Source organism: Cutibacterium sp. (genome assembly GCF_030525615.1).
Lineage (GTDB): Bacteria > Actinomycetota > Actinomycetes > Propionibacteriales > Propionibacteriaceae > Cutibacterium.
The window spans coordinates 57,998-80,580 of sequence record NZ_JAUNEJ010000003.1 but is presented as its reverse complement, the minus strand read 5'-3'; the positions used below and the strand labels follow the sequence as shown (position 1 = coordinate 80,580).

18 protein-coding genes are annotated in these 22,583 nt (G+C 56.7%); 9 read left to right on the top strand and 9 right to left on the bottom strand.

Annotation, left to right across the window (positions count from 1 at the left end; translation table 11 throughout):
* Positions 1 to 78: 78 nt before the first annotated feature.
* From Q4B98_RS05900 to Q4B98_RS05885, 4 genes are all read left to right on the top strand, one after another.
* Complete coding sequence (locus tag Q4B98_RS05900; RefSeq protein WP_303196200.1) at positions 79 to 1,476, top strand: PLP-dependent aminotransferase family protein; 1,398 nt, start codon at positions 79 to 81, stop codon at positions 1,474 to 1,476.
* Positions 1,477 to 1,699: 223 nt separating this feature from the next.
* Positions 1,700 to 2,647, top strand: coding sequence for a D-alanine--D-alanine ligase (locus Q4B98_RS05895; protein ID WP_303196199.1), 948 nt, complete (start codon positions 1,700 to 1,702; stop codon positions 2,645 to 2,647).
* Positions 2,640 to 3,356: an SURF1 family protein gene (locus Q4B98_RS05890; protein WP_303196198.1), complete on the top strand. Its 717-nt coding sequence runs from the start codon at positions 2,640 to 2,642 to the stop codon at positions 3,354 to 3,356. Before Q4B98_RS05895 ends, Q4B98_RS05890 begins: the two co-directional genes overlap by 8 nt.
* 9 nt (positions 3,357 to 3,365) lie before the next feature.
* On the top strand, positions 3,366 to 3,920 hold the full coding sequence (locus Q4B98_RS05885) for a DUF3817 domain-containing protein (RefSeq protein WP_303196197.1): 555 nt from the start codon (positions 3,366 to 3,368) through the stop codon (positions 3,918 to 3,920).
* 210 nt (positions 3,921 to 4,130) lie between these two features.
* On the opposite strand, the gene Q4B98_RS05880 is transcribed toward Q4B98_RS05885, so the two are convergent.
* From Q4B98_RS05880 to rpmH, 8 genes are all read right to left on the bottom strand, one after another.
* Positions 4,131 to 5,051, bottom strand: coding sequence for a ParB/RepB/Spo0J family partition protein (locus tag Q4B98_RS05880; protein WP_303196196.1), 921 nt, complete (start codon positions 5,049 to 5,051; stop codon positions 4,131 to 4,133).
* On the bottom strand, positions 5,048 to 6,040 hold the full coding sequence (locus Q4B98_RS05875; protein ID WP_303196195.1) for a ParA family protein: 993 nt from the start codon (positions 6,038 to 6,040) through the stop codon (positions 5,048 to 5,050). The genes Q4B98_RS05880 and Q4B98_RS05875 overlap by 4 nt, the downstream gene beginning before the upstream one ends.
* A 1,355-nt stretch (positions 6,041 to 7,395) precedes the next feature.
* Entirely contained in the window at positions 7,396 to 8,025 is a 630-nt protein-coding gene (gene rsmG, locus Q4B98_RS05870) for a 16S rRNA (guanine(527)-N(7))-methyltransferase RsmG (protein ID WP_303196194.1), read from the bottom strand.
* 1,771 nt (positions 8,026 to 9,796) lie between these two features.
* Positions 9,797 to 10,525 (bottom strand): R3H domain-containing nucleic acid-binding protein, encoded by a 729-nt coding sequence (locus Q4B98_RS05865; RefSeq protein ID WP_303196193.1) that lies wholly within the window; start codon positions 10,523 to 10,525, stop codon positions 9,797 to 9,799.
* Between the two features lie 117 nt (positions 10,526 to 10,642).
* Positions 10,643 to 11,722 (bottom strand): membrane protein insertase YidC, encoded by a 1,080-nt coding sequence (gene yidC, locus Q4B98_RS05860; RefSeq protein WP_303196192.1) that lies wholly within the window; start codon positions 11,720 to 11,722, stop codon positions 10,643 to 10,645.
* Positions 11,722 to 12,195, bottom strand: coding sequence for a membrane protein insertion efficiency factor YidD (yidD, locus tag Q4B98_RS05855; RefSeq protein WP_303196378.1), 474 nt, complete (start codon positions 12,193 to 12,195; stop codon positions 11,722 to 11,724). The genes yidC and yidD overlap by 1 nt, the downstream gene beginning before the upstream one ends.
* Positions 12,192 to 12,638, bottom strand: a complete 447-nt coding sequence (gene rnpA, locus Q4B98_RS05850; RefSeq protein ID WP_303196191.1) for a ribonuclease P protein component — start codon at positions 12,636 to 12,638, stop codon at positions 12,192 to 12,194. Before rnpA ends, yidD begins: the two co-directional genes overlap by 4 nt.
* Positions 12,639 to 12,645: 7 nt before the next feature.
* Positions 12,646 to 12,780, bottom strand: coding sequence for a 50S ribosomal protein L34 (rpmH, locus tag Q4B98_RS05845; RefSeq protein WP_303196190.1), 135 nt, complete (start codon positions 12,778 to 12,780; stop codon positions 12,646 to 12,648).
* A 364-nt stretch (positions 12,781 to 13,144) separates the two neighbouring features.
* Between rpmH and dnaA the strand changes: the two genes are divergently transcribed.
* From dnaA to Q4B98_RS05820, 5 genes are all read left to right on the top strand, one after another.
* A complete protein-coding gene (gene dnaA / locus Q4B98_RS05840) occupies positions 13,145 to 14,644 on the top strand; it encodes a chromosomal replication initiator protein DnaA (protein ID WP_303196189.1) in 1,500 nt (499 codons plus the stop codon).
* Between the two features lie 432 nt (positions 14,645 to 15,076).
* A complete protein-coding gene (dnaN, locus tag Q4B98_RS05835; RefSeq protein ID WP_303196188.1) occupies positions 15,077 to 16,237 on the top strand; it encodes a DNA polymerase III subunit beta in 1,161 nt (386 codons plus the stop codon).
* A 91-nt stretch (positions 16,238 to 16,328) separates the two neighbouring features.
* Positions 16,329 to 17,513, top strand: coding sequence for a DNA replication/repair protein RecF (recF, locus tag Q4B98_RS05830; RefSeq protein ID WP_303196187.1), 1,185 nt, complete (start codon positions 16,329 to 16,331; stop codon positions 17,511 to 17,513).
* A complete protein-coding gene (locus Q4B98_RS05825; RefSeq protein ID WP_303196186.1) occupies positions 17,506 to 18,108 on the top strand; it encodes a DUF721 domain-containing protein in 603 nt (200 codons plus the stop codon). The genes recF and Q4B98_RS05825 overlap by 8 nt, the downstream gene beginning before the upstream one ends.
* A 172-nt stretch (positions 18,109 to 18,280) precedes the next feature.
* The gene (locus Q4B98_RS05820; RefSeq protein ID WP_303196185.1) at positions 18,281 to 19,840 is read left to right on the top strand and encodes an ABC transporter ATP-binding protein; all 1,560 of its coding nucleotides are present in this window, start codon (positions 18,281 to 18,283) and stop codon (positions 19,838 to 19,840) included.
* A gap of 1,701 nt (positions 19,841 to 21,541) precedes the next feature.
* Here Q4B98_RS05820 and Q4B98_RS05815 read toward each other — a convergent pair.
* Positions 21,542 to 22,243 carry an ATP-binding cassette domain-containing protein gene (locus tag Q4B98_RS05815; RefSeq protein ID WP_303196184.1) on the bottom strand — a complete coding sequence of 234 codons (702 nt, stop codon included), beginning with the start codon at positions 22,241 to 22,243 and terminating at the stop codon, positions 21,542 to 21,544.
* Positions 22,244 to 22,583: the final 340 nt, after the last annotated feature.

Sequence of the window (22,583 nt, the reverse complement as noted above, 5' to 3'; positions counted from 1 at the left end):
GACGCATTGGTGACATAGACCACACTCGTTCGAGTGTCACTCTAGATTTCCGAGGCATTGGTGGGGCACAGTGGGAGGGTGAGCAGCATAGACCACATCACCAGGCAGCATGGCCCTTCGAACGATGACACGCGCATCACTGCCGCCGCTGCTGCTCCAAAAACCGCTGAAACCTCCATAAACCGTCGCGTCGACACCACCTTCGACAGATTCCATGACCGCTACTCCGTCCGTACCTTGGGCCTCAAGACATCGCCAGTTCGGGCGCTCTTTGCGGTGGCGAACCGTCCCGAAGTTGTCTCGCTGGCCGGAGGTATGCCGAATATCGCCGATCTTCCCCTCAATGTGGTTGGCAAATCGTTGCAGGAGCTTGTCGACACCCGAGGTGCCGTCGTCATGCAGTACGGGTCGGGTCAAGGTGAGCCGGAGATTCGCGAGCACATCTGCGAGGTGATGGCCGTGGAGGGTCTCATCGCCGACCCCGATGACGTGACAGTCACCTGCGGTTCTCAGCAGGCGCTAGACCTCGTCACCCGAATCTTCTGCGACCCAGGCGACGTCATCATGGCAGAGTCGCCGTCCTACGTCGGAGCCCTCAACACTTTTGCCTCCTACCAGACCGAGGTCATCCACGTCGACATGGACGAGAACGGCTTGCTGCCGGAATCGCTGCGAGAAAAGGTGACGGTCGCTCGTCGTGACGGCAAGTCCGTCAAGTTCCTCTACACGATTCCCAACCACTCGAACCCGTCGGGAATATCTCAGTCGGCCCAGAGGCGACGCGAAGTTTTGGCCGTTGCTGACGAACTCAACCTGCTCGTCGTCGAGGACAACCCATATGGTTTACTCAATCTTGACGGTGACCCCCTCCCGACCTTGAAGTCGACGGATCCCGAGAACGTCGTATACCTGGGTTCGTTTTCCAAAACCTTCGCGCCGGGATTCCGTGTCGGATGGGTGCTCGCTCCCTCCTTCGTGCGCGACAAGCTGGTCCTCGCCCAAGAGTCTGCGACCTTGTGCCCGCCGGTCTTCTCCCAGTTCGCGATATCTAGTTACCTGACGCACTGGGACTGGCGCGGGCAGGTCCGCAGCTTCATCGAGATGTACCGTGTCCGTCGGGACGCGATGCTGGCGGCTTTGGCCGAAAATATGCCCGAGGGGACGACGTGGACTCATCCATCTGGCGGGTTCTTCGTCTGGTTGACGATGCCGGGAGCGGTCGATTCGGCAGCCATGCTCCCTCGAGCCGTCACCAAGCTCGTTGCCTACACTCCAGGAACGGCTTTCTATGCCGACGGACGCGGGCAGCGCAATATTCGGTTGTCGTTTTGTTACCCCGCCCCCGAGCGGATCAAGGTCGGGGTCGAACGATTGGCGGGCGTCATGCGCGAGGAGCTCGAGATTGCCGAGACCTTTGAGCTGGCTGACGGCACACGTCATGCTCGTGATTTCGGACCGGGACCAGATGTCGCCTGACGTGGCTACCGGCGGTCTTGCGGTCTTTGGGGAGTTTTTCTGACTCCGAGTCCGCCTTCACGCACCGCCGGACGGATGTACGCGGAAGCGACTAATTATCGTTTTATCGATTTATCGTTGAACCGATAGGAGAGAGGTTCCCGTGACGCCGGTTAGGTGCTCGTCTGGTTGTCTTGGGAGCGTCGATGTTTCAGTTACTATGCGACGCTGGTTGAATAGTCTCATGTTGCAACCAGTTGTCGTCCTCGCCGGAGGACTCAGCCACCAGCGCGACATTTCTTTGAAGTCAGGTCGCACCGTTGCTCAGGCGTTGCGCCGAGTCGGACATGAGGTGGTGGAGGCCGACATCGACTCATCCCTCATCAAGACTCTGCGCGCCAATGACGGAGCGGTTGTCTTCCCCATGCTCCATGGTGGTTTAGGCGAGAATGGGGCTCTGCTCGAGGTTTTGAAGCTCATGGGCATTCCTTACGTGGGTTCAGGGCCAGCGACCTGTCGTATTTCCTTTGACAAGTCCATTGCTTCGCGAATTGTTGCTGCTGCCGGCGTTGCCACCCCGCAGCAAGTAGCTCTCCCCCACGACATTTTCCGCGAGCTCGGGGCTAGGCCTGTCATCCGATCCATCACGGAACGGTTTGGACTTCCGGTCATCGTGAAACCGGCTCGCGGCGGCTCAAGCTTGGGCGTCACCAAGGTCGATGACGTGGCTGACCTGCCGCAGGCCATTGCAAATGCTTACGCCTATGACGACATGGCGGTCGTTGAGGAATTCATCACCGGTACCGAGCTGGCGATTGGCATGGTCACGACTTCCGAGAGGACACGAGTACTACCTGCCGTTGAGATAAGGCCTGTCGGCGGGGTTTATGACTACTCGGCGATGTACACAGGTGGCGAGACCCGCTTGACGGCTCCGGCCGATATCAGTGGTGAGACTGCCGAAGCTGCGACCGAGATGGCCCGGATCGTCCAACGCGAGCTGGGGTTTTCTGGTATCTCTCGAGTGGACGCAATCGTTGACGGGTCTGGCTGTCCGGTGTTCTTAGAAGCCGGTGCTGCTCCTGGGATGACCGCCACCTCCCTTGTTCCTGTTGCGATGGAGGCCGCTGGCTTGGATCTTGGTGAGGTGTGTTCACAGCTCGTTGCCGACGTCGCCAGCAACCATGACTAAGGGGACCATGACGGCACGGTCTGGTGTTTCTGTTCGAGTCAAGCAGGCGCTAATCATGGTGGTCGGCGTCGTGCTGGCCGGGGTGATGGTTGCCCTAGGACTGTGGCAGATGAATGTCTTCGAGTCTCAGCAAAACAACTCCACCCAGGCGCGTATTAACCAACCCGTCATTACCTGGGACAAAGCACCCACGCGAGCTGATGTTATGGCGCAGTACGGGCGTCGGGTGAGAATCACCGGCACTTTCGAACCGTCGACTGCCACGATGGTGGGGACGTCGTGGCCGGTTAGGGTCGTTGAAGGAGTACGCCTCAGGTCGGGTGAAACTATCGCTGTCGTCAGGGGCAAGGTGTCCGAGGACCAGAACCCTTCGTCCCCGCCCACGGGGACGGTGACGCTGACTGGTGTACTGACTGCCTCGGAGTCCGACGACGCAGATCGTGGTCCCGACATGCCGGCGGCCGTACTTCCCTCCCTCCGCTTGGAGGTGTTGGCCCAGACATGGCCCCAGCCCTTGGTCCCAGCGACACTGACCCTCGACGAGGAAGACGCGCGCGCCCAGGGCCTAGCCCCTGCCGAACCAGTCCTCCCAAAGGGAGACGGCGGTGAACGCAATCGTGGCTATGCCCTTCAGTGGTGGGTATTTGCAATCTTCACCATCGCCATGTCTATCGCTTTTGCTCGAGCAGCTGGAAAACGCAGGGACTAAGTCTCGCCGATGAAGCCACTGTTGGCTACTCTGTTTCACGTGCAACATAGCGACGACGTGACAAGCGATGACTTTTACGACGCCCCTTCGGTTAAGCAGTCAGCCGGTGGAGGTGGTTCACATGGCACCGCCCGCGATGGTCGGTCAACCGCCGATGCAGCGACGTTTGATTCCGAGACTGAGCAGGAGCCTTGGATCGAACCTGACGACATCCCTGGTGTACGTAAGGCTTTGACCGCCTACCGCGTTATGGCGTACATCGTTGGAACCCTGCTCGTTGTGCTTATGTGCGTGGCAATGCCCCTTAAGTACGCCGCCGGGAAGCCCACCATGGTCAATGTCGTAGGTATCTCTCATGGATGGCTCTACCCAGTTTTGCTCATCGCGGCCTACATCCTCGGTCGCAAGGCCGGATGGCCCCTTACCAGGCTGCTCATCATTGCCCTCGCCGGGACCGTGCCGTTCCTATCTTTTGTAGCCGAGTACTTCGCTCGCAAAGACGTCGACCACCGTATCGAAGACGCCAGGGACTACTGGGCTCATCACGCAGCGCCTGCTAAGTGACGCGGTCTCCACTGCGATGTTTACGCCAGAAAGTGGCCTGAGCGCCCTTATCTATGGCTTTGGGTTGGCCCTCACCTTCTTCTAGTAGACATGTCGAATCCAGCAGCCCATATGACGTCACAGGGCGTTCAGCACGCGATCACTTATTGATGATGACGACACCTTTGGCCGGCCCGTACGCATCAACGGAAGGCTTTTGTTCCGTTATCGTCACTTTGACAATATGTCGATAAGTCGTTCTAACTCTTTATCGTCGTTGAACGCTAGCGTAATCGTTCCTTGTCCGTTACGACGCCTCACTTTTACGGCCGTACCGAACCGCTGGGAAAGTTCATCGCCCAATCTGACCGCCACGGTGTCTCTTCCGGGCTTCTTCCTCCGGTGGGGCTTCACCTCGGTAGTGTCATCCAGAGTTCGCCGAACGAGTTCCTCAGTAGCGCGTACCGACAGTCCCTCATCGACGATACGATCAGCAATCTTGACCTGAATATCAGGATCGTCGACTGACAAGAGCGGACGGGCGTGCCCAGCGGTGATATCTCCCTCGAGGAGTCGCTTCTGAACACCTGCACTGAGCTTCAACAAACGGATGGTGTTGGCGATTTGCGAACGCGACCGCTGAACACGCTCGGACAGCTCATCTTGTGTACACCCAAAATCGTTAAGCATCTGCTCATAGGCTGCGGCTTCTTCCAGCGGATTGAGCTGAACCCGATGGAGATTCTCGAGCAGCGCGTCTCGTAACATATCCTCGTTGGCCGTCGTACGGACGATCGCCGGAATTGCTGCCAAACCCGCTTTCCTAGCAGCCCGCCACCGCCGCTCGCCCATCACGAGTTCATACCCTTCGGCAGCTGGAGTCACTACAACCGGCTGCAACACGCCGACTGTCCGTATCGATTCGGTCAGTTGAGCCAAGTCCGCGTCGTCAAAGATTTTCCGCGGTTGATGACTATTCGGCCGCACCTGGTCGACGGCGATGAGCGCATACCGTGACCCTTGGACGTTAGTTTCGGAATCGCCCTGCGCAAACTCTCCCTCAATCGTCTCGTCATCATCGTCGAGATCGGTACGCTGGAAAAACTCCCCGAACCCCCGACCCAGACCGCTGTGTTTTGCTGCCATCGTCACGGCTCCTTAATCTGCGAGGCACCATCTACCGGCTGCGCGGCCGATGCTGGCGAATTGGGTTCACTAGCGTGTCGCTTGGCGAACTCTGCGGCTGCTTCTCGATAAGCGACAGCTCCCGCTGATCTTGGTTCGTACGTCAGAACACTACGGGTATAACTCGGAGCTTCCGAGACACGAACTGACCTCGGGATTCGCGTCGCCATGGTTTCACGTGCAAAGTGAGTTCGGACCTCTTCGTCAACCTGGGTGGACAACCTCGTCCTGCCATCGAACATGGTCATGAGGATCGAGCCAAGGCGCAGCCCCTTATTCATCGTATGACGGACGGCGTCGATAGTGCGCATGAGCTGGGTGACGCCTTCCAAAGCGTAATACTCGCATTGAATTGGCAACAATACTTCGTCCGCCGCAACGAGTGCGTTAAGGGTTAACAGCCCGAGAGATGGCGGGCAGTCGAGTATCACATAGTCAACGGTGTGTGTCTTCAGGTGTTTGCGCAGTGCCTTCCGCAGACGACGCTCCCGTCCTTTCACGTCAACGAGCTGCAACTCTGCTCCGGAAAGATCAATCGTTGCCGGTACGACGTCGAGACCCGGCGCCTCCGGACTCTCCTTCGCAACGAGGGCGATATCTTCTTCATCAATAAGGACCTCGTAAGTACCGGGTGTCCCTTCCTCATGCTCGATTCCCAGGGCGGTCGATGCGTTGCCCTGAGGGTCGGCGTCGATCACGAGTACTTTTAGGCCGCTCATGGCCAATGCAACGGCGAAGTTAATTGCCGTCGTAGTTTTGCCCACCCCACCCTTTTGGTTGGCCACCGCTACCGTGGTCGTCTCGTTAGGGCGGGGGAGGGTCAGAGGTACAGCAGACGCCGTTACGTTATTTACACGATCAGCAGAGTCAGCAGCCGTATCAGGCACCTCGGGCCCATCAAAGGCCGCCCGCTTAGGTGCTCCGTCATAGATGGGGACCTCGTCGGTCATGCGCATCCTTTCAGTCGCGAGCGGAAGCGGTGTTTCACGTGAAACGCCATCGGTTTGTCACTCTACCGGTCGAGCCCCTCAGAACCAGGGCGATTTGCCGTCCTGTGGATAACAAACCTCATTGGTCCAATGTCTGTGCATAACCTTGTTTACGAGCCGAACAGTGCTACTCACGCGCTCACCCGCGACCGCTGCTACGGATTTTTGTTCCGAGTCGTGTCAGCAACGTGCAGACCAGGGCCACATCCACATAAGGCCTGCTTCAACCGTTAGTTATTCGACACATCCGGAATAAGACAAGACGTCGTGTTGAGCACTACGTGCGTAGTGAAGCGTCGCGACTGGCGCGCCCAGGTCGATGGGCCCATCACTTAGGTGGCCTAATACATAATTCGGGTCACGTAGGCCATCTGTTCTACCTCCTCTTGGGACGAAGCTCGTCATGGCACACAGCGAGATAAAAGAACGTCGTCCCTCATCGCACGGTACCTGTAGTCATAAGTTGATTGAGTTGGCACAGCACAGGTGTGAGAGTCCGTAGATGACGCTACAAACCTAACGCAGTGACAAGTCAAGCGCGGCGACCTGAATCGCGCCAGCCAGATACCAAGCACATCGGTACTACAACACCATGGGAAACACACTGATGGTGCGAGAGCACAGTCACGGTAACGCATTCAAATCACGGGATGTTGCTAAAAGCTCCAACGCCGAACCGTTACTTCGTGCTGGGCGTGGGCGCGGCGACACCGAGCGCGAGACGGGTGGCAACCCCTTGGGTTGAGAACGCTGTCAAGTTCCACCGAGATCCGTGTTTCACGTGAAACACAACCATCCAACGACCATCAGCATCCGTTGCAACTATCAACCTCACCGCCGCACCCGAAAACCCTAGCCACTAATCAGCCACGTACACTCCATGAGTTACCGCCATCGTCAAGCGCAACGACCGCGAATACCGTGAACCAGCAGACGTCAAATGTCTCAGGCCGGATACCCTACCCAGACCAGCGCAGATCCCACCGACACCCTATTAGCTCCACCACAAACTCCACGCTTTCGCAGAAAAGCCAACGACCGACCTGACCTCGCAATCAATCCTAGGCGCGTCCTTGTGGCCTATGGCACCCGCTACTCGATTCATCCACTCAGCAGGAAACGATCTACATACCTTCAAAGCCACTCCTGTCTACGGTTCAGACAGGTCCGGAACATCTCACCTACCTAGATCTCGTAGCCTATCCGGATGGTTTTCCCCTACGCCTATGTCTTTCATGAGGTCGTCAGTGCATGTGGCCTGGTCACGATTTCCGCCTTGCGACCCACGATTCCCGCCATGTGACCCATACGACCGCGTCCTCTTAGACCGTGTCACATCGTCGAACGCGCACTGCATGTGTCACTTCCGACGATGGGTCCGCACGAACCAACAGCACCTCTGCACAAAGATGGTGTTTTGCGAGCTCCTTTTTCGCTTTCCTTACTTCCTCATCAGCAGATTGTCCCTTCAGGGCCAACAGACAGCCGGTCTGTCCGAACAGCCTCACCGTCCATCCGACGAGGGTCGTCAACTTTGCTACTGCCCGGCACACAACAACATCAGTAACAATCCCGACATCCTCGGCGCGCCCGCGTAACACCGCCACTCGAGCGCCAAGGTCAAGTTCTTGAACGGTCTCCATCAAGAAGTTCGCCCGCCGCAACATAGGCTCGACAAGGGTGATCTCAAGATCAGGTCGCAAAACCGCTAGCGGAATACCAGGCAGGCCAGCACCGCTACCGACGTCAACGACTGTTGATCCTTCCGGAATCAAACTCTCCAATGCTGCACTGTTGAGGATGTGACGCTCCCACAACCTATCAACCTCACGCGGTCCAACTAAGCCCCACTCGACCCCGCGATTAGCCAATATATCGACATACTGCTTAATAGTTTTATATCTGTTTCCATATAGTCGCTCGGCTATCACATCGTCAGTCGCTTCGGTCATGTCAGACATCCTGCCATGCCAGCACACTAGTAACGCTCATACACAACGCGACATTGCAGCCCGAGCCGCTTCGCAATGGCGTAGCTCCCTTGTCATGGCGTAGCTTCTTTCAGTGCGCTCCGGCCATCACTTCCGATCCATGCACAATCGCGTCACGCTCCTAAGGACAGATTCACTAAACCCCAATCTGTTCCACAACCCAATCTGCTCCACAACCCAATCTGGTTCACCCGGCCGATCGCCATGGCGCCTAAGAGCCGCTGCGCCAAATACCCTCAACCTTGACTGGGATCTCTTCGCGCTAATTGTCCGCTGTAAAACCTCAGCTAAGTCACCAGCATGCCCAGACAGGATCGACATCAAACCTAGTGAAGTCCATGATCGCGTCGAATTGACGGCATGATCGCAGAGGGCCATGTCACATATAAAGTGCCACCAACCCGCCTTTGATCCAACCTCACTCCCCAGCCGTGAATGGGGGAGTCCACGACCAACAGCAGGCGTATTGGCCTCGTACCGTCCGTCACCTGCGCGAACCCCAATCCGGAGATTCCGCCGGTATTCAACAACTTGTTCACAAGAAGATTACAGGCTCGCGGTTCAGCCTGGCAGTATCGTCTGGGTAGTCCCGCAGCGCCGCTGCTAGCACGATCTGTTACAACATCTTGAGTCAGCAAGACTCAACATACTTCCGCCTCCGGAATGAACTCCACGCCACGCTCGCGCGTCGTTCATCCGACGAACCAGTTCTCAGACCACACACTCAACACTGATCATTCATACCAACCCCATCGGCCCCACAGAGAATGGGCCCACAGAGAATGGAGAACTGTAGCAACACCCCGACGGTGTCATCACTTATTCCATCAGCGTCAGCGCCCCTCGACACGAAAGCGTTAAGTATTATTACTAGCACTCAGATGACTGATTAAACAGCTTCTCACCGTTCTACATATCCAAGGTCAATCTCTGACCGGAACTCGCTGGTAATGACACTTCGACAGCAGCATGTAGCAATTGATCGGCGGCTCACACGCGCAAGCTCGCACCCGGATACAACTTAACTGGCTAGCTTTCAGTATTGCCCTTCGTTTTGAATCCTTCACGGCGGACATCCAGATAGTTCTCACACCCGCTCACATCTAAAACTAACGTGTTCATACTCGCAGATACCTCGCACAACTTCAGATACCTCACACAACTTGGTCTTTTCCCGCTACATTGCGTTTCCGCCGAAGCTTCCTTCATGCATCGTTTGGGAAAGTGTGGACACCATGCACCCGTGCTCCCTTGGCGCGCTTCCCAACGACACCATCCAGGAATACCAGCGCATTTGACCGTTTCACGTGAAACATCTCCAGATATACATCTAGTTATCGGTATATCACCGGTTTTTCACGGCGCGTGTAATTCCTCTCTGAACCATCAAAACCCTCGACTTCGACCCATTCGGTGCACCCATCTTCAAAAAAACGTCCTGAATCACTTGAAATACTCGCGAATCCCAACAGTAGTTGGGAGACTTGGTCTCACCATGTCAACACCACAGCAAATCACGCCTCTGAGACACTCCGAACCGCCTGGTCTTTAAACTCCTTCGAAGTTCCTCTTGGCCATGATCCCATCCCTCCAAAAACAAGTAGGAGCAAAAACCCAGAACACTTCACAAAAAAGCTCGGTGGGCATTACACCCACCGAGCTCACCCTTGATAACTTACGGTCAACCCCACAACTGACTACACGACTAGCTATGGCACGACTACCTATGGCGTCACTGCTCCTGAGTAATGACGACGTGCCGCTTAGGCTCAACACCTTCGGATTCACTGACAAGTCCCGCAGCCGCAACTGTGTCATGCACGATTTTGCGCTCGAAGGGATTCATAGGGGCCAGGTGAGCCGGCTCGCCTGTCTCCTTAACCGACTGAATCGCCTCAGTCGCCAGGGCCACCAAATCCTTACGACGGGACTCCCGGTATCCGGCAACATCGAGCATGAGTCGCGAGCGATGTCCAACCTCGGTCATGACGGCCAGCCGCGACAGCTCCTGAAGAGCCTCGAGAACCTTGCCATCCTTACCGACGAGGGTCTGAGAATCCGTGACGATGGAAACGTGAGCTCGCCCATTCTCCACATAGGTATCAATGTCGCCGTCCAGGTCGGCGATGTCGAGCAGTTCCTCGAGGTAGTCGGCGGCAATGTCGCCCTCTTCGTCCAGAGGATCGCCAGACTCTTCCTCGTCTCCCTCCTCGCCTCGCTCGTCCTCCTCGTCGACTTCATCCCTGCCGTCGACTTCATCCCTGTCGTCGACTTCGTCCTCCTCGTCGGGAACTTCCTCACCCTCTTCAGCCACTTCCTCCTGGTCACCCTTGTCGACGTCCTCGTCGGTCTCATTGAGGTCGTCCTCAATCTCTTGGGTATTGAGATCGTCGTCTTGGGTATCAAGATTCTCAGCCTGATCGACGTCGAGCTCCTCGATGCGCTCGCTGCTCTCGCTCATCGTTGTTCGTTACCTCTCAAAATCAACCAGCCATGCTGGTCAGTGGAATTGGTTCGTGGCGGGCCTATGACTTCGTGGCGGGCCTATGACCCAGCCTCATTTCTCGGGTTCCCGGCCTTACTTCTTGCGTTGGGCTCGCGTCTGTCTGGCGGGCTGCTGACGGCGGACGACCTGACGGCCACCGCTGGCGTCCTTGCGCACTGTCTGACGGGTCACTCCCTGGCGCGCAACCATCGGCTTCTCACCATCTTCGACAGTTGCCACCGGGGTGGGGGCGACGACCTTGCGACGACGCTTTTCGCGACGGGCACGTTCAATCTCGTCGGGGTCCTTGCCCTTGGCAATCATGCGCTCACGCCAGTCGATGTAGGCCGGAGTGTTCGGCGTCGGGTTATTACGAATGAGGATCTCCTGCTGACCAAGAGTCCACAGGTTCGACGTACACCAGTAGAGCATGACGCCGATCGGGAAGCTCACACCGGTGAACAGGTACATCAGCGGGAACAGATAGATCATCATCTTCTGCTGCTGTGCCATCGGGCCAGTCAGAGACTCCGGCGGCATGTTCTTCCGCATCAGCTGGAGCTGGGTGTAGAACAGCGTCGCCACCATGATGATGATGAGAACGAGGGCGACGATCTGGGTACCACCGAAGCCGTCGTTCATCGGTAGGAATCGTCCGGCCAGCTCAGCGCCGAAGATCTTGGCGTGCTGCAGGGATTTTATGAGTCCAGGGTTTTCGGTGAAGAAGTGACCTCGAGCGATACCACGGGAAGCACCATCGAGCACGCGAAACAGGGCCAGGAAGATTGGCATCTGCAGCACCACAGGCAGACATGACGCCGCCGGGTTGACCCCTTCCTCGCGGTAGAGGTTCATCATTTCCTGACCGGCACGTTCCCGGTCATCGCCGTACTTTTCCTGAATAGCCTTCATCTTGGGCTGGATGAGCTGCATTGATCGCGCAGAGTTGATCTGCTTGACGAACAGCGGCACCAACAGCAGACGGATGAAAATCGTCAGACAGATGATGGCCAACGTCCACGACACGCCCGAGTCAGCGCCAAAGAGCGGGGACCACAGGTTATGGAAGAGGACGAGCAGGCCGGACACAGCCCAGTACAGCGGCACCATGATGGCGTGACCCATCGCATGTAAGGTGTCGCCCAGGCCGAGTATGACCAGCGGGTTGAGCATCAGTTCTCACCTCGGGTGTGGGAAGGGGTACCCATGTGGGTACTCCCCGGATCGGTGTGTCCGGGGATGGTTCGTAGCGCCGATCCGTGATCCCTCGGGTTCTCACCCGTCAGATCATCGGTCGGTTTTTGTGTTGATCGCGCGAGTTCGGGGTGGAGTTCGCGCCATTGCCTGGCCTCAGGGGTTCCCGGCACTGGGTCGTACCCGCCATGGGACCATGGGTTGCATCGCAGGATCCGCCAGATAATCATCGGTGCGCCCCGAAACACTCCGTGTACCTGCAGAGCTCGCAGACCGTAGGCCGAGCAGCTCGGCTGGTACTTGCAGACGTCTCCGTACAGCGGCGAGATGACCGCCCGCCAGCCCTTGACGAATCCAATTGCTAGCCATGTCAGGGGACGAAAACGCAGCAGCGTGCCCCACACGCTGCTGCTGTGTCGTGGCTGCTGTGCCGGTACCGCTGCAACCATCATCGAAGTTTCCGCAATGCCTGGTGCCATGCACCGTCAAGATCCTTCGCAACCCGGTCCGGTTCGGTTGCGGCCGTCGGCAAAGCCCGCACAACCACGACGGTGCCATCTTCGAGTTCATCGACAAGGGGACGACACAGATGCCGCAGGCGACGCTTCACCCGATTACGAGTGACAGCATTGCCCACGGCCTTGGAGACGACAAAACCGACCCGTGGCGCAACCTCGGGTCGGGAAGTCGTCACTCCGTCGGGTAGCGGTGGTCCACCGGTGTCGCAGTTATCCACAACGACTGTGGATAACTGTGCTATATCGGTCGAGTCAGAGTCGTTCTGTTCTCGTCGTCCAACGTGGACGACGAGGCTGGGACGACCTGACCTCACGCCCCCACGGACTGCGGCACGGAAGTCACCTGGACGGTGCATCCGCGACCGGGCGGACAGCATGAAAAACTCAGGCCGACAGCTTGGCGCGACCCTTGCGACGACGAGCGGCAATAATGCCGCGACCGGCACGGGTGCTCATGCGGGAACGGAAGCCGTGGTTACGGGCACGACGACGGTTGCTGGGCTGAAAAGTGCGCTTCACGGGGATATTCTCCCTTGTGTCTTGGGGATCACCCGGGGGATCGACGCGAGCCGATCCCATGTAATCCGGGGCGCCCGGATGGGCGCAGGGGAAGTGGACGCTGAAGGCAGCGACCGGATAACTCTACGTTGTCGACCCCGTTATCAGCAAACCGACAATCCAGCGTGAGCGACTATCAAATGACACTCGTGAAACCACACTCATGTAGTCCTCTGACCCGCTTGACAAGCCACTCAAACCGGTTGCGTAGAGAACTATGACTCACTAGCGTTCACAAGTGCGGCACTCCTCAGGTGCCTTCTCACACGGGTTGTGGAAAACTGTGTGGACAACTCTCGATGACTTCTAGGGAACAGGTGGTGGAATGTCCGACACTCCGCTCGGCAAGGCCGACCACCCCCGGACCCATCCAGACGCCGTGCTGCCTCCACCGATGAGTTCGCAGCCGGTCGACAGCGATCCGACCGAAGCTCTCAACAAGGCCTGGGACGAGATCTTCAAGAAGGTTTCCAAACCCAACCGGGCGTGGTTGTCCAACACCACACCAGTAACGATGCATGGCTCGACGGTTATGATTGCTGTCCCCAACGAGTTCGCCCGGGAACGCGTCGAATCCAAGATGCGCCATGAGCTCGAGGAACTCCTGTCCGACCAGTTCCACAAAGGCATTCATCTGGCCATCACCATCGACCCCGATCTTGAATTGGCTCTAGGTGCCCCCGAGCGTGACGACGAGGAGGAAGAGGCCCCCGTCTCACCGGCCCAATTCGTCCCTAAGGTCACCGTCGGAACGACTGAGCCTTCAACCCAACTGACCTCCACTGTTGATGATGACGAAAGCAATCGCCTCAACCCGAAGTACACCTTCGACTCTTTCGTCATCGGCGCTTCCAACCGGTTCGCCCACGCGGCTGCCGTCGCCGTCGCCGAAGCTCCCGGCAAGTCGTACAACCCGCTGCTGATCTATGGCGGCTCCGGACTCGGCAAGACCCACCTGCTCCATGCCATCGGCCGCTACGTCATGTCGTACTACGACAACGTCAAGGTGAAGTACGTCTCCACCGAGGAACTCACCAACGACTTCATCAACGCCATTGGCACTAACCGCACCAGAGAGTTCCGTCGCTCTTACCGTGACGTCGACGTCCTGCTGGTCGACGACATCCAGTTCTTGGAATCCAAGATTCAGACCCAGGAGGAGTTCTTCCACACCTTCAACACCCTCCACAATGCCCAAAAGCAGATCGTCATGACCTCTGATCGGCCTCCGAAACTGTTAGAGGCCCTTGAACCTCGGTTGCGCAGCCGGTTCGAGTGGGGTTTGTTGACTGACATTCAGCCTCCAGACCTGGAAACTCGTATCGCCATTTTGCGACGCAAGGTTGCAGCCGAGAAGATCGAGGTGGAGCCGGATGTGCTGGAGTTCATCGCCAGCCGCATTCAGACCAACATCCGTGAGCTCGAAGGAGCTCTCATCCGGGTGACGGCTTTCGCCAGCCTCAACCAGCAGCCCGTGGACTCCTCCTTGGCTGAGGTCGTCCTGAAAGACCTCATTCCGGAAGGCAGAGAGACCCCGGTAACCCCCGAGCGAATCATTGCCGAGACGGCCAGCTACTTCGACATTTCCACCGACGACCTGTTGGGCACTTCGCGGGCCCAAACCCTCGTCACCGCTCGCCAGATCGCCATGTATCTGTGCCGTGAACTCACTGATCTCTCACTGCCCAAGATCGGTGCTGAGTTCGGCGGCAAGGACCATACGACGGTCATGCACGCCGACCGCAAAATCCGCGCCCTCATGGGTGAGCAGCGTCAGATTTTCAATCAGGTCTCCGAGATCACCAACCGAATCAAGCAGTACTGAACACCGGCCCTTGGCGCCTATCGGCGCTATCACTTATCGGCCACCCATTGGCCCTGCCGGCCTGCACTCTCTGGCATCCATCACTCTGCACCCTTCATGTGGAAAACCAGTGGATAGCCAGGGGATAACCGTGGGACAACATCAGTCATCCACAGCCACCCCATCGCCATGCACATCCGGTCCACGTCGTCGTCCACAGCCCGAAAATCTCTGTGACAAGTGGTTTCACTGCGTATCCACAAGATTCACAGGGGTTATGACTATGAAGAAAAGATAAACATCTCCATCACTTACAAGTTGGTGGGTGTGGATCTGGGGACAAAGCCTCCCACGACGCCGTTGTCATCGCGCAGGTGCGATTCGACCGGCGTCATGGATATGATTCAGGGTGCAGGCACCATGGAGTGCGAGACGCCAAGTCGAGGGGACGCAGTGAAAATCCGTCTGGAACGCGATGTCATGGCCGAAGCTGTCGCCTGGGCTGCCCGCAGCCTGCCGAACCGACCGACAGTGCCGATTCTGGCTGGGTTGCTCGTGCGCACCGAGGGCGACTCCGTAGTGATGTCGGCTTCTGACAACGAGACCAGCGCCCAGATCACTCTGCCCGCTCAAATCGATGAGCCTGGCGAGTCGTTGGTTTCTGGCAAGCTGCTGGCTGATATTGCGCGCAGCCTGCCCAATAAGCCAGTCCAGATCACCACAGATCCAGCCAAGATGGATTTGGTGTGCGGGTCGGCACGCTTCACCCTGCAGGCGCTGCCGGTTGACGAATACCCTGATCTGCCGCAGATGCCGGCTGCTACCGGAACCGTTGACGCCGATGTCTTCTCCCGGGCTGTCGCTCAGGTCGTGGTAGCTGCGGGTCGTGACGAACTGCTGCCGGTCTTTACCGGTGTGCGCGTCGAGATCAACGGCGAGGTTCTTTCCCTGCTGGCCACTGACCGTTACCGTATGGCCCTCAAGGAGATCACCTGGAATCCGGCCGCCACCGACGCGGAGGCGACCGCCCTGGTGCCAGCCAAGGTCATGAGCGAGACCGCCCGCTCTATGACCTCTGGAGAGCACGTCACCGTCAACCTTTCCTCGGGTGACACTGGCGAAGGCCTGGTCGGTTTCGAGGGTGATGGTGCCAATGGTGTGCGTCGTATGACTACCCGTCTGCTCGGTGGAGAATTCCCCAAAGTCCGTCACCTCATGGACATCAAGGCCACCCGATCGGTGCGTGCCCGCACCGACGAACTCATGAACTCGGTGCGTCGTGTCTCCCTGGTGGCTGAGCGCAACACCCCGCTGCGCATGGTCATCAATGACGATTCGGTCGCTTTGTCGGCGGCCACCGGCGACCAGGCCCAAGCTTCGGAGGCTATTGAAGCCGTCGTCACCAATCATGTTGACGGGGAACCCACCATCACTGCGGCCGGATTCAATCCGCACTACCTGTCTGACGCTCTGGGGGCCTTGGACACCCCCTATGTCAATTTCTCGTTTACCGCTCCCGGTAAGCCCTGCCTGGTGACTGGTCTCAATAACCTCGACGGCAAGCCGGAGATGGATTACCGCCACGTCATCATGCTCATGAGACTTCCTTCCTGAGCGCTGACTGAGTGCTGACAGTGCTGCGTCGTCTTGGCGCATACTCGCTCCGGTAACCTGAATCGGACGTCTGACAGCGGGGGAGGTCCGGATGTTCGTCGAACGTCTCGAACTGGTCGATTTCCGCTCCTATGTCCGCGCTGACGTCCCCATGACAGCGGGAGTGACGACCTTTATCGGTTCCAATGGCCAAGGCAAAACCAATCTTGTTGAGGCTGTGGAATACCTGTCGACCCTGTCGTCACACCGCGTCAGCAATGACACCCCGTTGGTGAGGATAGGAGCTCATCAAGCTGTGGTGCGTGGTCGAGTTCGCGCTGGGGCTGAGGACGCGCGCAATCTGTTGCTTGAGGTCGAGATCAACCCTCGGCGTGCCAATCGGGCACGAATCAATCGTGCTCCACTCACCCGGCCCCGCGAGATTCTCGGGGTGTTGCGAACTGTGGTGTTTTCGCCCAATGACCTAGCCATCGTCCATGGTGATCCATCAGATCGTCGAGCTTTTCTGGACGGCCTGGTGGTGACGCGATGGCCGAGGATGGCTGGGGTGAAGGCGGACTACGAGCGCGTCCTCAAACAGCGCAATGCCCTGCTCAAGTCGCTGGCAGGCAAGGGACCGTCGGCGGGAGCCGAGATCGGCGCGACCATGGAGATTTGGGATAACGAGTTGGCCACCATCGGTGCCGAACTCCTCTCGGCTCGACTGGACACCTTGTCGGCTGTCATGCCGTTGACCTCATCTGCCTACCGCCAGATTGCCCCGGTCAATGACATGGCGACGGCCACCTACAAGTCGACTATTGACCTTGATGGACTGTGGTCACCTCCACAGGAAGGCCAGAGTGCCGACCCTATCGACCGCACGGAGCTGGCCAATCGTTTCCTCGACGCTTTGGCGGCCCGGCGAGCCGATGAGCTTATCCGTGGTGTCACCCTCGTCGGCCCACAGCGTGACGACATTATCTTGCACATCGGGGAAATGCCAGCGAAGGGATATGCCTCCCATGGCGAATCGTGGTCATTAGCACTGGCCTTGCGTCTGGGAGCCTTTCAGTTGCTACGTGACGACGGTATCGAGCCTGTTCTCGTCCTCGACGACGTGTTCGCTGAATTGGACGCCACCCGGCGTGGACGGCTGGCGTCGTCGGTCATTGCGGCAGATCAAGTCCTGGTGACAGCCGCAGTGGCCTCGGACGTTCCCGAAATCCTGCGCGGGGAGAGGTTCGATGTTGGTGGCGGCCAGGTTTTGTCCCATGAGGGGAGGGATGATGACTGACGCAGGTCGTCGGCGCGATCAGGTCGTCCCTTCTGACGAGGACCGTCGCATAGCAGCCGACCATGATGATGAAGGGGTCGACGTCGCGCTGACTATCGCTCAGGCTGCCCGAGGGGAACCGGCCGGAAGTCCGCGTGACGGTACGCGTGAAGTGCTGTTGCCTGAGCCTCGGCGTTTCACGGGGAGGAGACGTCACCGTCGCCCCAGTACTCCGGCATGGTCTGGACCGGGACATGACGCCCGTGACCCGGTACCCCTGGGAGAGGCCTTCACCAGCCTTGTGAAGTCCAAGGGGTGGGGACGTCAGGTCAATCTGCACCTGGTGCTTTCCCGGTGGCCAGAACTCGTCGGCCCGACCAATGCCGAGCATTCTCGCCCGGTCAAGTATCAGGGTACGGTTTTGACCGTCCGCACCGACGCGACGGTGTGGGCGACCTCCTTGCGCACTATCGCCCCACAGTTGGTTGCTGAACTCAATCGTCGGCTAGGGGAGGGGACCGTCACCAAGGTCATCATCAAAGGGCCGACCGCTCCCAGTTGGAAACACGGTCCCAGATCTGTGCCGGGCAGGGGGCCGCGCGATACCTACGGGTGATTCACAGCCACCATAAGCGACCTTCATGGCTCGGATAATTAGAAGACGGGACGTATTGAATCCATGATACTGCCGTCGCGGTTTCATTGTCTGGACAGGGATAACGACGCGATGAAAGATGATACTGTTATCAAGTTATATGATGATTTGTAAAACTGGCTCATGAGGAATAATGAAACATCACCGTAACAATGAGTTAAGGAAACGAGTCAAAGCTGTTCGTCCGGGCATCATTCTTAACGTCGCGTGTGATTCCGTCGGAAGCGTCGCATATGCTTTGATTCCAGCGTTAACGGGAATTCTGGTAGATCAGGTCTTATTGGAGCACTCCATACGGATTTCAACCGTCATTATATGGTACTTAGTACTCCTTCTCATCGGTGTCGGATTCGAAGTTGGTGCCCAATTAATATGGTGGCGTGTACTCGTTAAGTTCGAACGATCTGTGAAACAGAGCTACTTCGAATCTTTTCTCGCTTCTGTTAATGTGAGATCAGAAAAAGGTGCGGGTAAAGAGATCTCCAAAGTTACGAATGAAGTAGCAAAACTAGAGATGGACTATTTGACTCCGATGGTAGCCATCATCAAGGATGTCATCGCATTTATCGTCTATGGGGTTGTTCTCGCTATCGTGGCCAGCCCATTAATTACGGCCATCGTCATTATATTTTCGTTGCTATCGCTAGCTTTGCCTCGAGCGTCGAGGTCACGACTCTCGTCGAAAGCTTCCGTCTATTACTCCACCTTAGAGAAATACACTTCACATATTGAAGAATTAATTTCTGGTAAGCTTTATATACCTCCTCGAGCATGGTCGAGTATTCGTGGAGAGCATTGGAAATCTGCGACGAAAGTTCTTCGTGACAGGTACGAGTACGGACGCATGGCCACAATAGCCGACGGGGTGTCCGGTCTCGCTACGGAGCTCGTCATGTTCGCGACATTTGCGGCGGCGGCAATTCTGTGTCTTCGTGGCGACCTGACGGTCGGGACAGTGGCAGCTTCTCTAGGATATGCCAAGGCATTCCTGTCCCCTCTCGGCGATATGCTTTATGACTTTAACGCAATCAACTCGACTCGCTCGATCCGAGACAAGTATGACAAATCAGTCGGAGAGCTGTCCTCCGAGGACCGTGACAAGAATACCGCACGCGAAGCAGAGCAATGGATGTCTGAAATATTCTCGTCACTCAAGAAAAACGTACCTAATATCATTATAGATTTAGGAGAGAGAGTCATCTTGCGCGGAGCATCTGGCGCCGGGAAAACAACGTTATTGAAAGCATTTTATGCGGGAAGCCCCGACCATGGAATCTCTGTACCGCAACTCGCGTCAACACATATCAGAGATGACGTTATGTATGTCGGATCTGCCACTCCCATCTTCCACGGAACATTTCGCGAAAATGTCACGTTGTTTGGTGCTTTTGACTGGGATGAGGATATTCTAAAGGCCTTATCCAATGGTAGTGGACTGTATGAGCGCATGAGGGGTGTTACTGATGTTTCATCGGCATCTGGAGGAGAACGGCAATTTATCCTGCTTTCGAGAGCATTCCTGTCGGGGTCCTCGGTCTTATTGCTCGATGAGGCCGTCAGCGCCCTTGATGATGAATCGTCTCAGGACATAATTCGCGGGACTATGAATTTAGCCAAGGATAAGACGATCATTGTGGTGGACCATCACGGTAGGTGGAGTAGCAGTGCTAACTGGCGGATTGTGAACGTGTGAATCGACCAAGATCAGACGTCGACATTTTTAGGATCATTCTCCTCAAAAGGCAGTATCACCGGCCTCATGCGCGGCATCGTGACAATGCTTGGAGGCTGGCTTTCATCGTCTCGGAATCGGGATCCGGGTAGATTCCGAGAATGCTGTCGATATCTCCCAGCTGCGCTTCAGGGCACCAGTCGTGTATGGAATACCTGAGTGAATCCATGACATACGATCTCGATAACGAGGATGGTGCGAACACACTCCTGGATCCGGCTACGCCGACCGCGGGAACGGTGGTTGGTGTTTCCGGGAAACCGTCGAGACCATCGAGATTTCTTTCTGTGAGGATGACCGTTCGGGGTAAAACCTCTCGGTGGGGTGACGACTGGTAGACAGGGTCAAGTGTCGTCACTGCGGCTGGGAGGTAAGCGGAGTTGGGGGTGCTGGTGCACACTTTGACGTACATGCCATCCCGGCAAGATTTATATCCGTAATCGTTACGCTGTTCGATACCCACAATGTGCCCGCCGCGCAATATGGGGACGTAGCTCAAGGCAACAGCGATAATTGCGACCGCTGGTACCACCCAAGGGCGTCGCCACAACCATCCACATAGCGATCCCGCTACTGAAGCGAGGGGAAGGGTTACTAGGAGGTAAAGGAGTGCAGGGATACCACGCACGAACTCAAGAAAAATGAGGCCGACAGGAAGACCATCGTGGGCCATGCCGACCACCGCAGTGATAACGGCGGCCCCAACGGAGACTCCGATACCAAGTAGACATGTCGACGCACCTGCCATACCCGCCCGCCAGAACAGTGATGGCTGTGGACGCGGAGAAATCTGTTCCCATACCGCTACCCCGGTGCGCCAACGTGATTGTGCAACGATGGCGCCCGTGGCGGCGGCGCACAGTAGGTAAAGGAACGGTGGCCAACCTACGTTCTCGACTAACAGTGCTCGTACGCTGCCACCCCAATACCGCAAGGCGGAGAACAAGCTAATCGCCTCGGCTATTGCACATCCCAGTAGACAGAGGTGTTGCAACCGCGTGCGACGTAACCCTCTGACCAAATCACGTTTGTTATAGACAGTCGTTACCCTGCTCCGTCTCGTACCAGCGGGACGGTGTGGTGTATGCATGATTCCCCAGCCAGCGCCGCCAACACCGACGATGATGGCGACGGGCCAGGCCAGGTTAGGAACCCCTGGGGAGAATGTGAGTCCCGAGGGTGCTCTGAGAAAGCCTGCGGTGCCGTGGACGATACTCGGGTAGAGAGGCCACGAAAACAATGATGACACGAGCGTAGCCAGTAGCGGAAGCACCCAGATCGCGGACGTCGAAAAGAAGGTCGTGCTGGCTATACCCAAACCTGCCAGGGCAAGACAGTCACGAATCATGGTTTGGAAACCCCATTCACCGCCGTCCGGAAAGCACAGCCATGACAGGAAGAGAGCTGTTGTTGAGGTTATGGCCCACAGAATCGTGCGCCGTAACGCTAATGATCTGGGCGCGGTGCGATCCAGGTCGTCCTCGTTTATCATGGTGAACAACAAAGGAATAGTCGTCACTGCTGCACACCACAACGGTGCCACATCGGTGACTTGGTTTGGATCACGCGTGAGAAGGAAGTTAACAACCAAAGTCCCTGCAACAGAAATGGCAAAACATGGGATGATATGGTTACGTTTCAGGAATAGTAGGAATCCACGTGTCACGAGACAATCTCCAAGTAAGAATCTCGTACGTCGTCGAGATTTCGCGATGTCGAGAAATCCTCAAATCTACCATCGAAGCAGAATCGACCATTGTTCATGACAGTGATGGTGCTGGCATGGTCGATGATGTCCTCAACAAGGTGTGTTGACACGATGGTAATGGCCTGTTCAGCCACGGAGCTAAGAATTGTCGACAGCGAATCGCGCTGACCGATATCTAATCCAGCAGATGGCTCGTCAAGAATAACGAGGGAAGGCTGGCCAATGAGAGCTGAACCAATGGCCACGCGCCGCCGCGTTCCGCCTGACAAGGTTTTGATCTTTTGACCAGAGCAGTCGGCTAGTGAAGTGAGCGATAAAATACGGCTCACCTCACTAGCGACACGGTCCGATGGAAGACATCGCAGCCAGCACATATACTCCAAATGCTGGGCTACTGTAAACGATGACTTCCGAAGATTGTCCTGGGGGCAATAGCCTAGGCTCTTTCGAATATCCTTTCCCTCACGGCCATCAATCGTGATTGAACCTGAGGTTGGTCTCAAGAGCGTCGCTATCGAACTCATAAGAGATGTTTTCCCTGCGCCGTTAGGTCCGAGCAGAGCATGGAACCCAGGCCCTATTGACCACGACACATGGTCGACGGCAAGTTTCTTACCGTACCTGATGGTCAGGTCTTTGATCTCAAGTAGCGACATATGAATTCAGGCTCTCCAGGAATACAGCTCAGTCACGAATCTCGAACGAAACTCTGTAGGCGCGGCCAATTAAGCATCTAGCGGAAACCATCTGACCGGGCTTTGCCCATACGGATTTACGATCTGGTGCGCGTTTGCAATTTAAGAGAATTCTGAATTGCCCACTTCCAGATTTGCAGGTTCCAATAATATCTCTATTGCTCGTTGTGTAATTACACTTACTTGGAATCGCAAAAGAGTACGGGGTTGAAATAACCTGAGCTCCGACAAATGAACTCATCAGAACGACGGCACTAGCAACGCTGCGTAGTCTCATCTTTCCTCCTAGGTTGTGTTGTTC

Coding starts and splice junctions, on each gene's coding strand:
- rsmG (WP_303196194.1), bottom strand. CDS start 8,025: ATGACCGAAGCGACTGACGATGTGATAGCCGAGCGACTATATGGAAAC.
- Q4B98_RS05875 (WP_303196195.1), bottom strand. CDS start 6,040: ATGCGCATGACCGACGAGGTCCCCATCTATGACGGAGCACCTAAGCGG.
- Q4B98_RS05895 (WP_303196199.1), top strand. CDS start 1,700: ATGTTGCAACCAGTTGTCGTCCTCGCCGGAGGACTCAGCCACCAGCGC.
- Q4B98_RS05815 (WP_303196184.1), bottom strand. CDS start 22,243: ATGTCGCTACTTGAGATCAAAGACCTGACCATCAGGTACGGTAAGAAA.
- Q4B98_RS05820 (WP_303196185.1), top strand. CDS start 18,281: ATGAAACATCACCGTAACAATGAGTTAAGGAAACGAGTCAAAGCTGTT.
- Q4B98_RS05865 (WP_303196193.1), bottom strand. CDS start 10,525: ATGAGCGAGAGCAGCGAGCGCATCGAGGAGCTCGACGTCGATCAGGCT.
- dnaA (WP_303196189.1), top strand. CDS start 13,145: ATGTCCGACACTCCGCTCGGCAAGGCCGACCACCCCCGGACCCATCCA.
- yidC (WP_303196192.1), bottom strand. CDS start 11,722: ATGCTCAACCCGCTGGTCATACTCGGCCTGGGCGACACCTTACATGCG.
- recF (WP_303196187.1), top strand. CDS start 16,329: ATGTTCGTCGAACGTCTCGAACTGGTCGATTTCCGCTCCTATGTCCGC.
- rnpA (WP_303196191.1), bottom strand. CDS start 12,638: ATGCTGTCCGCCCGGTCGCGGATGCACCGTCCAGGTGACTTCCGTGCC.
- Q4B98_RS05825 (WP_303196186.1), top strand. CDS start 17,506: ATGACTGACGCAGGTCGTCGGCGCGATCAGGTCGTCCCTTCTGACGAG.
- Q4B98_RS05890 (WP_303196198.1), top strand. CDS start 2,640: ATGACTAAGGGGACCATGACGGCACGGTCTGGTGTTTCTGTTCGAGTC.
- yidD (WP_303196378.1), bottom strand. CDS start 12,195: ATGATGGTTGCAGCGGTACCGGCACAGCAGCCACGACACAGCAGCAGC.
- Q4B98_RS05885 (WP_303196197.1), top strand. CDS start 3,366: ATGAAGCCACTGTTGGCTACTCTGTTTCACGTGCAACATAGCGACGAC.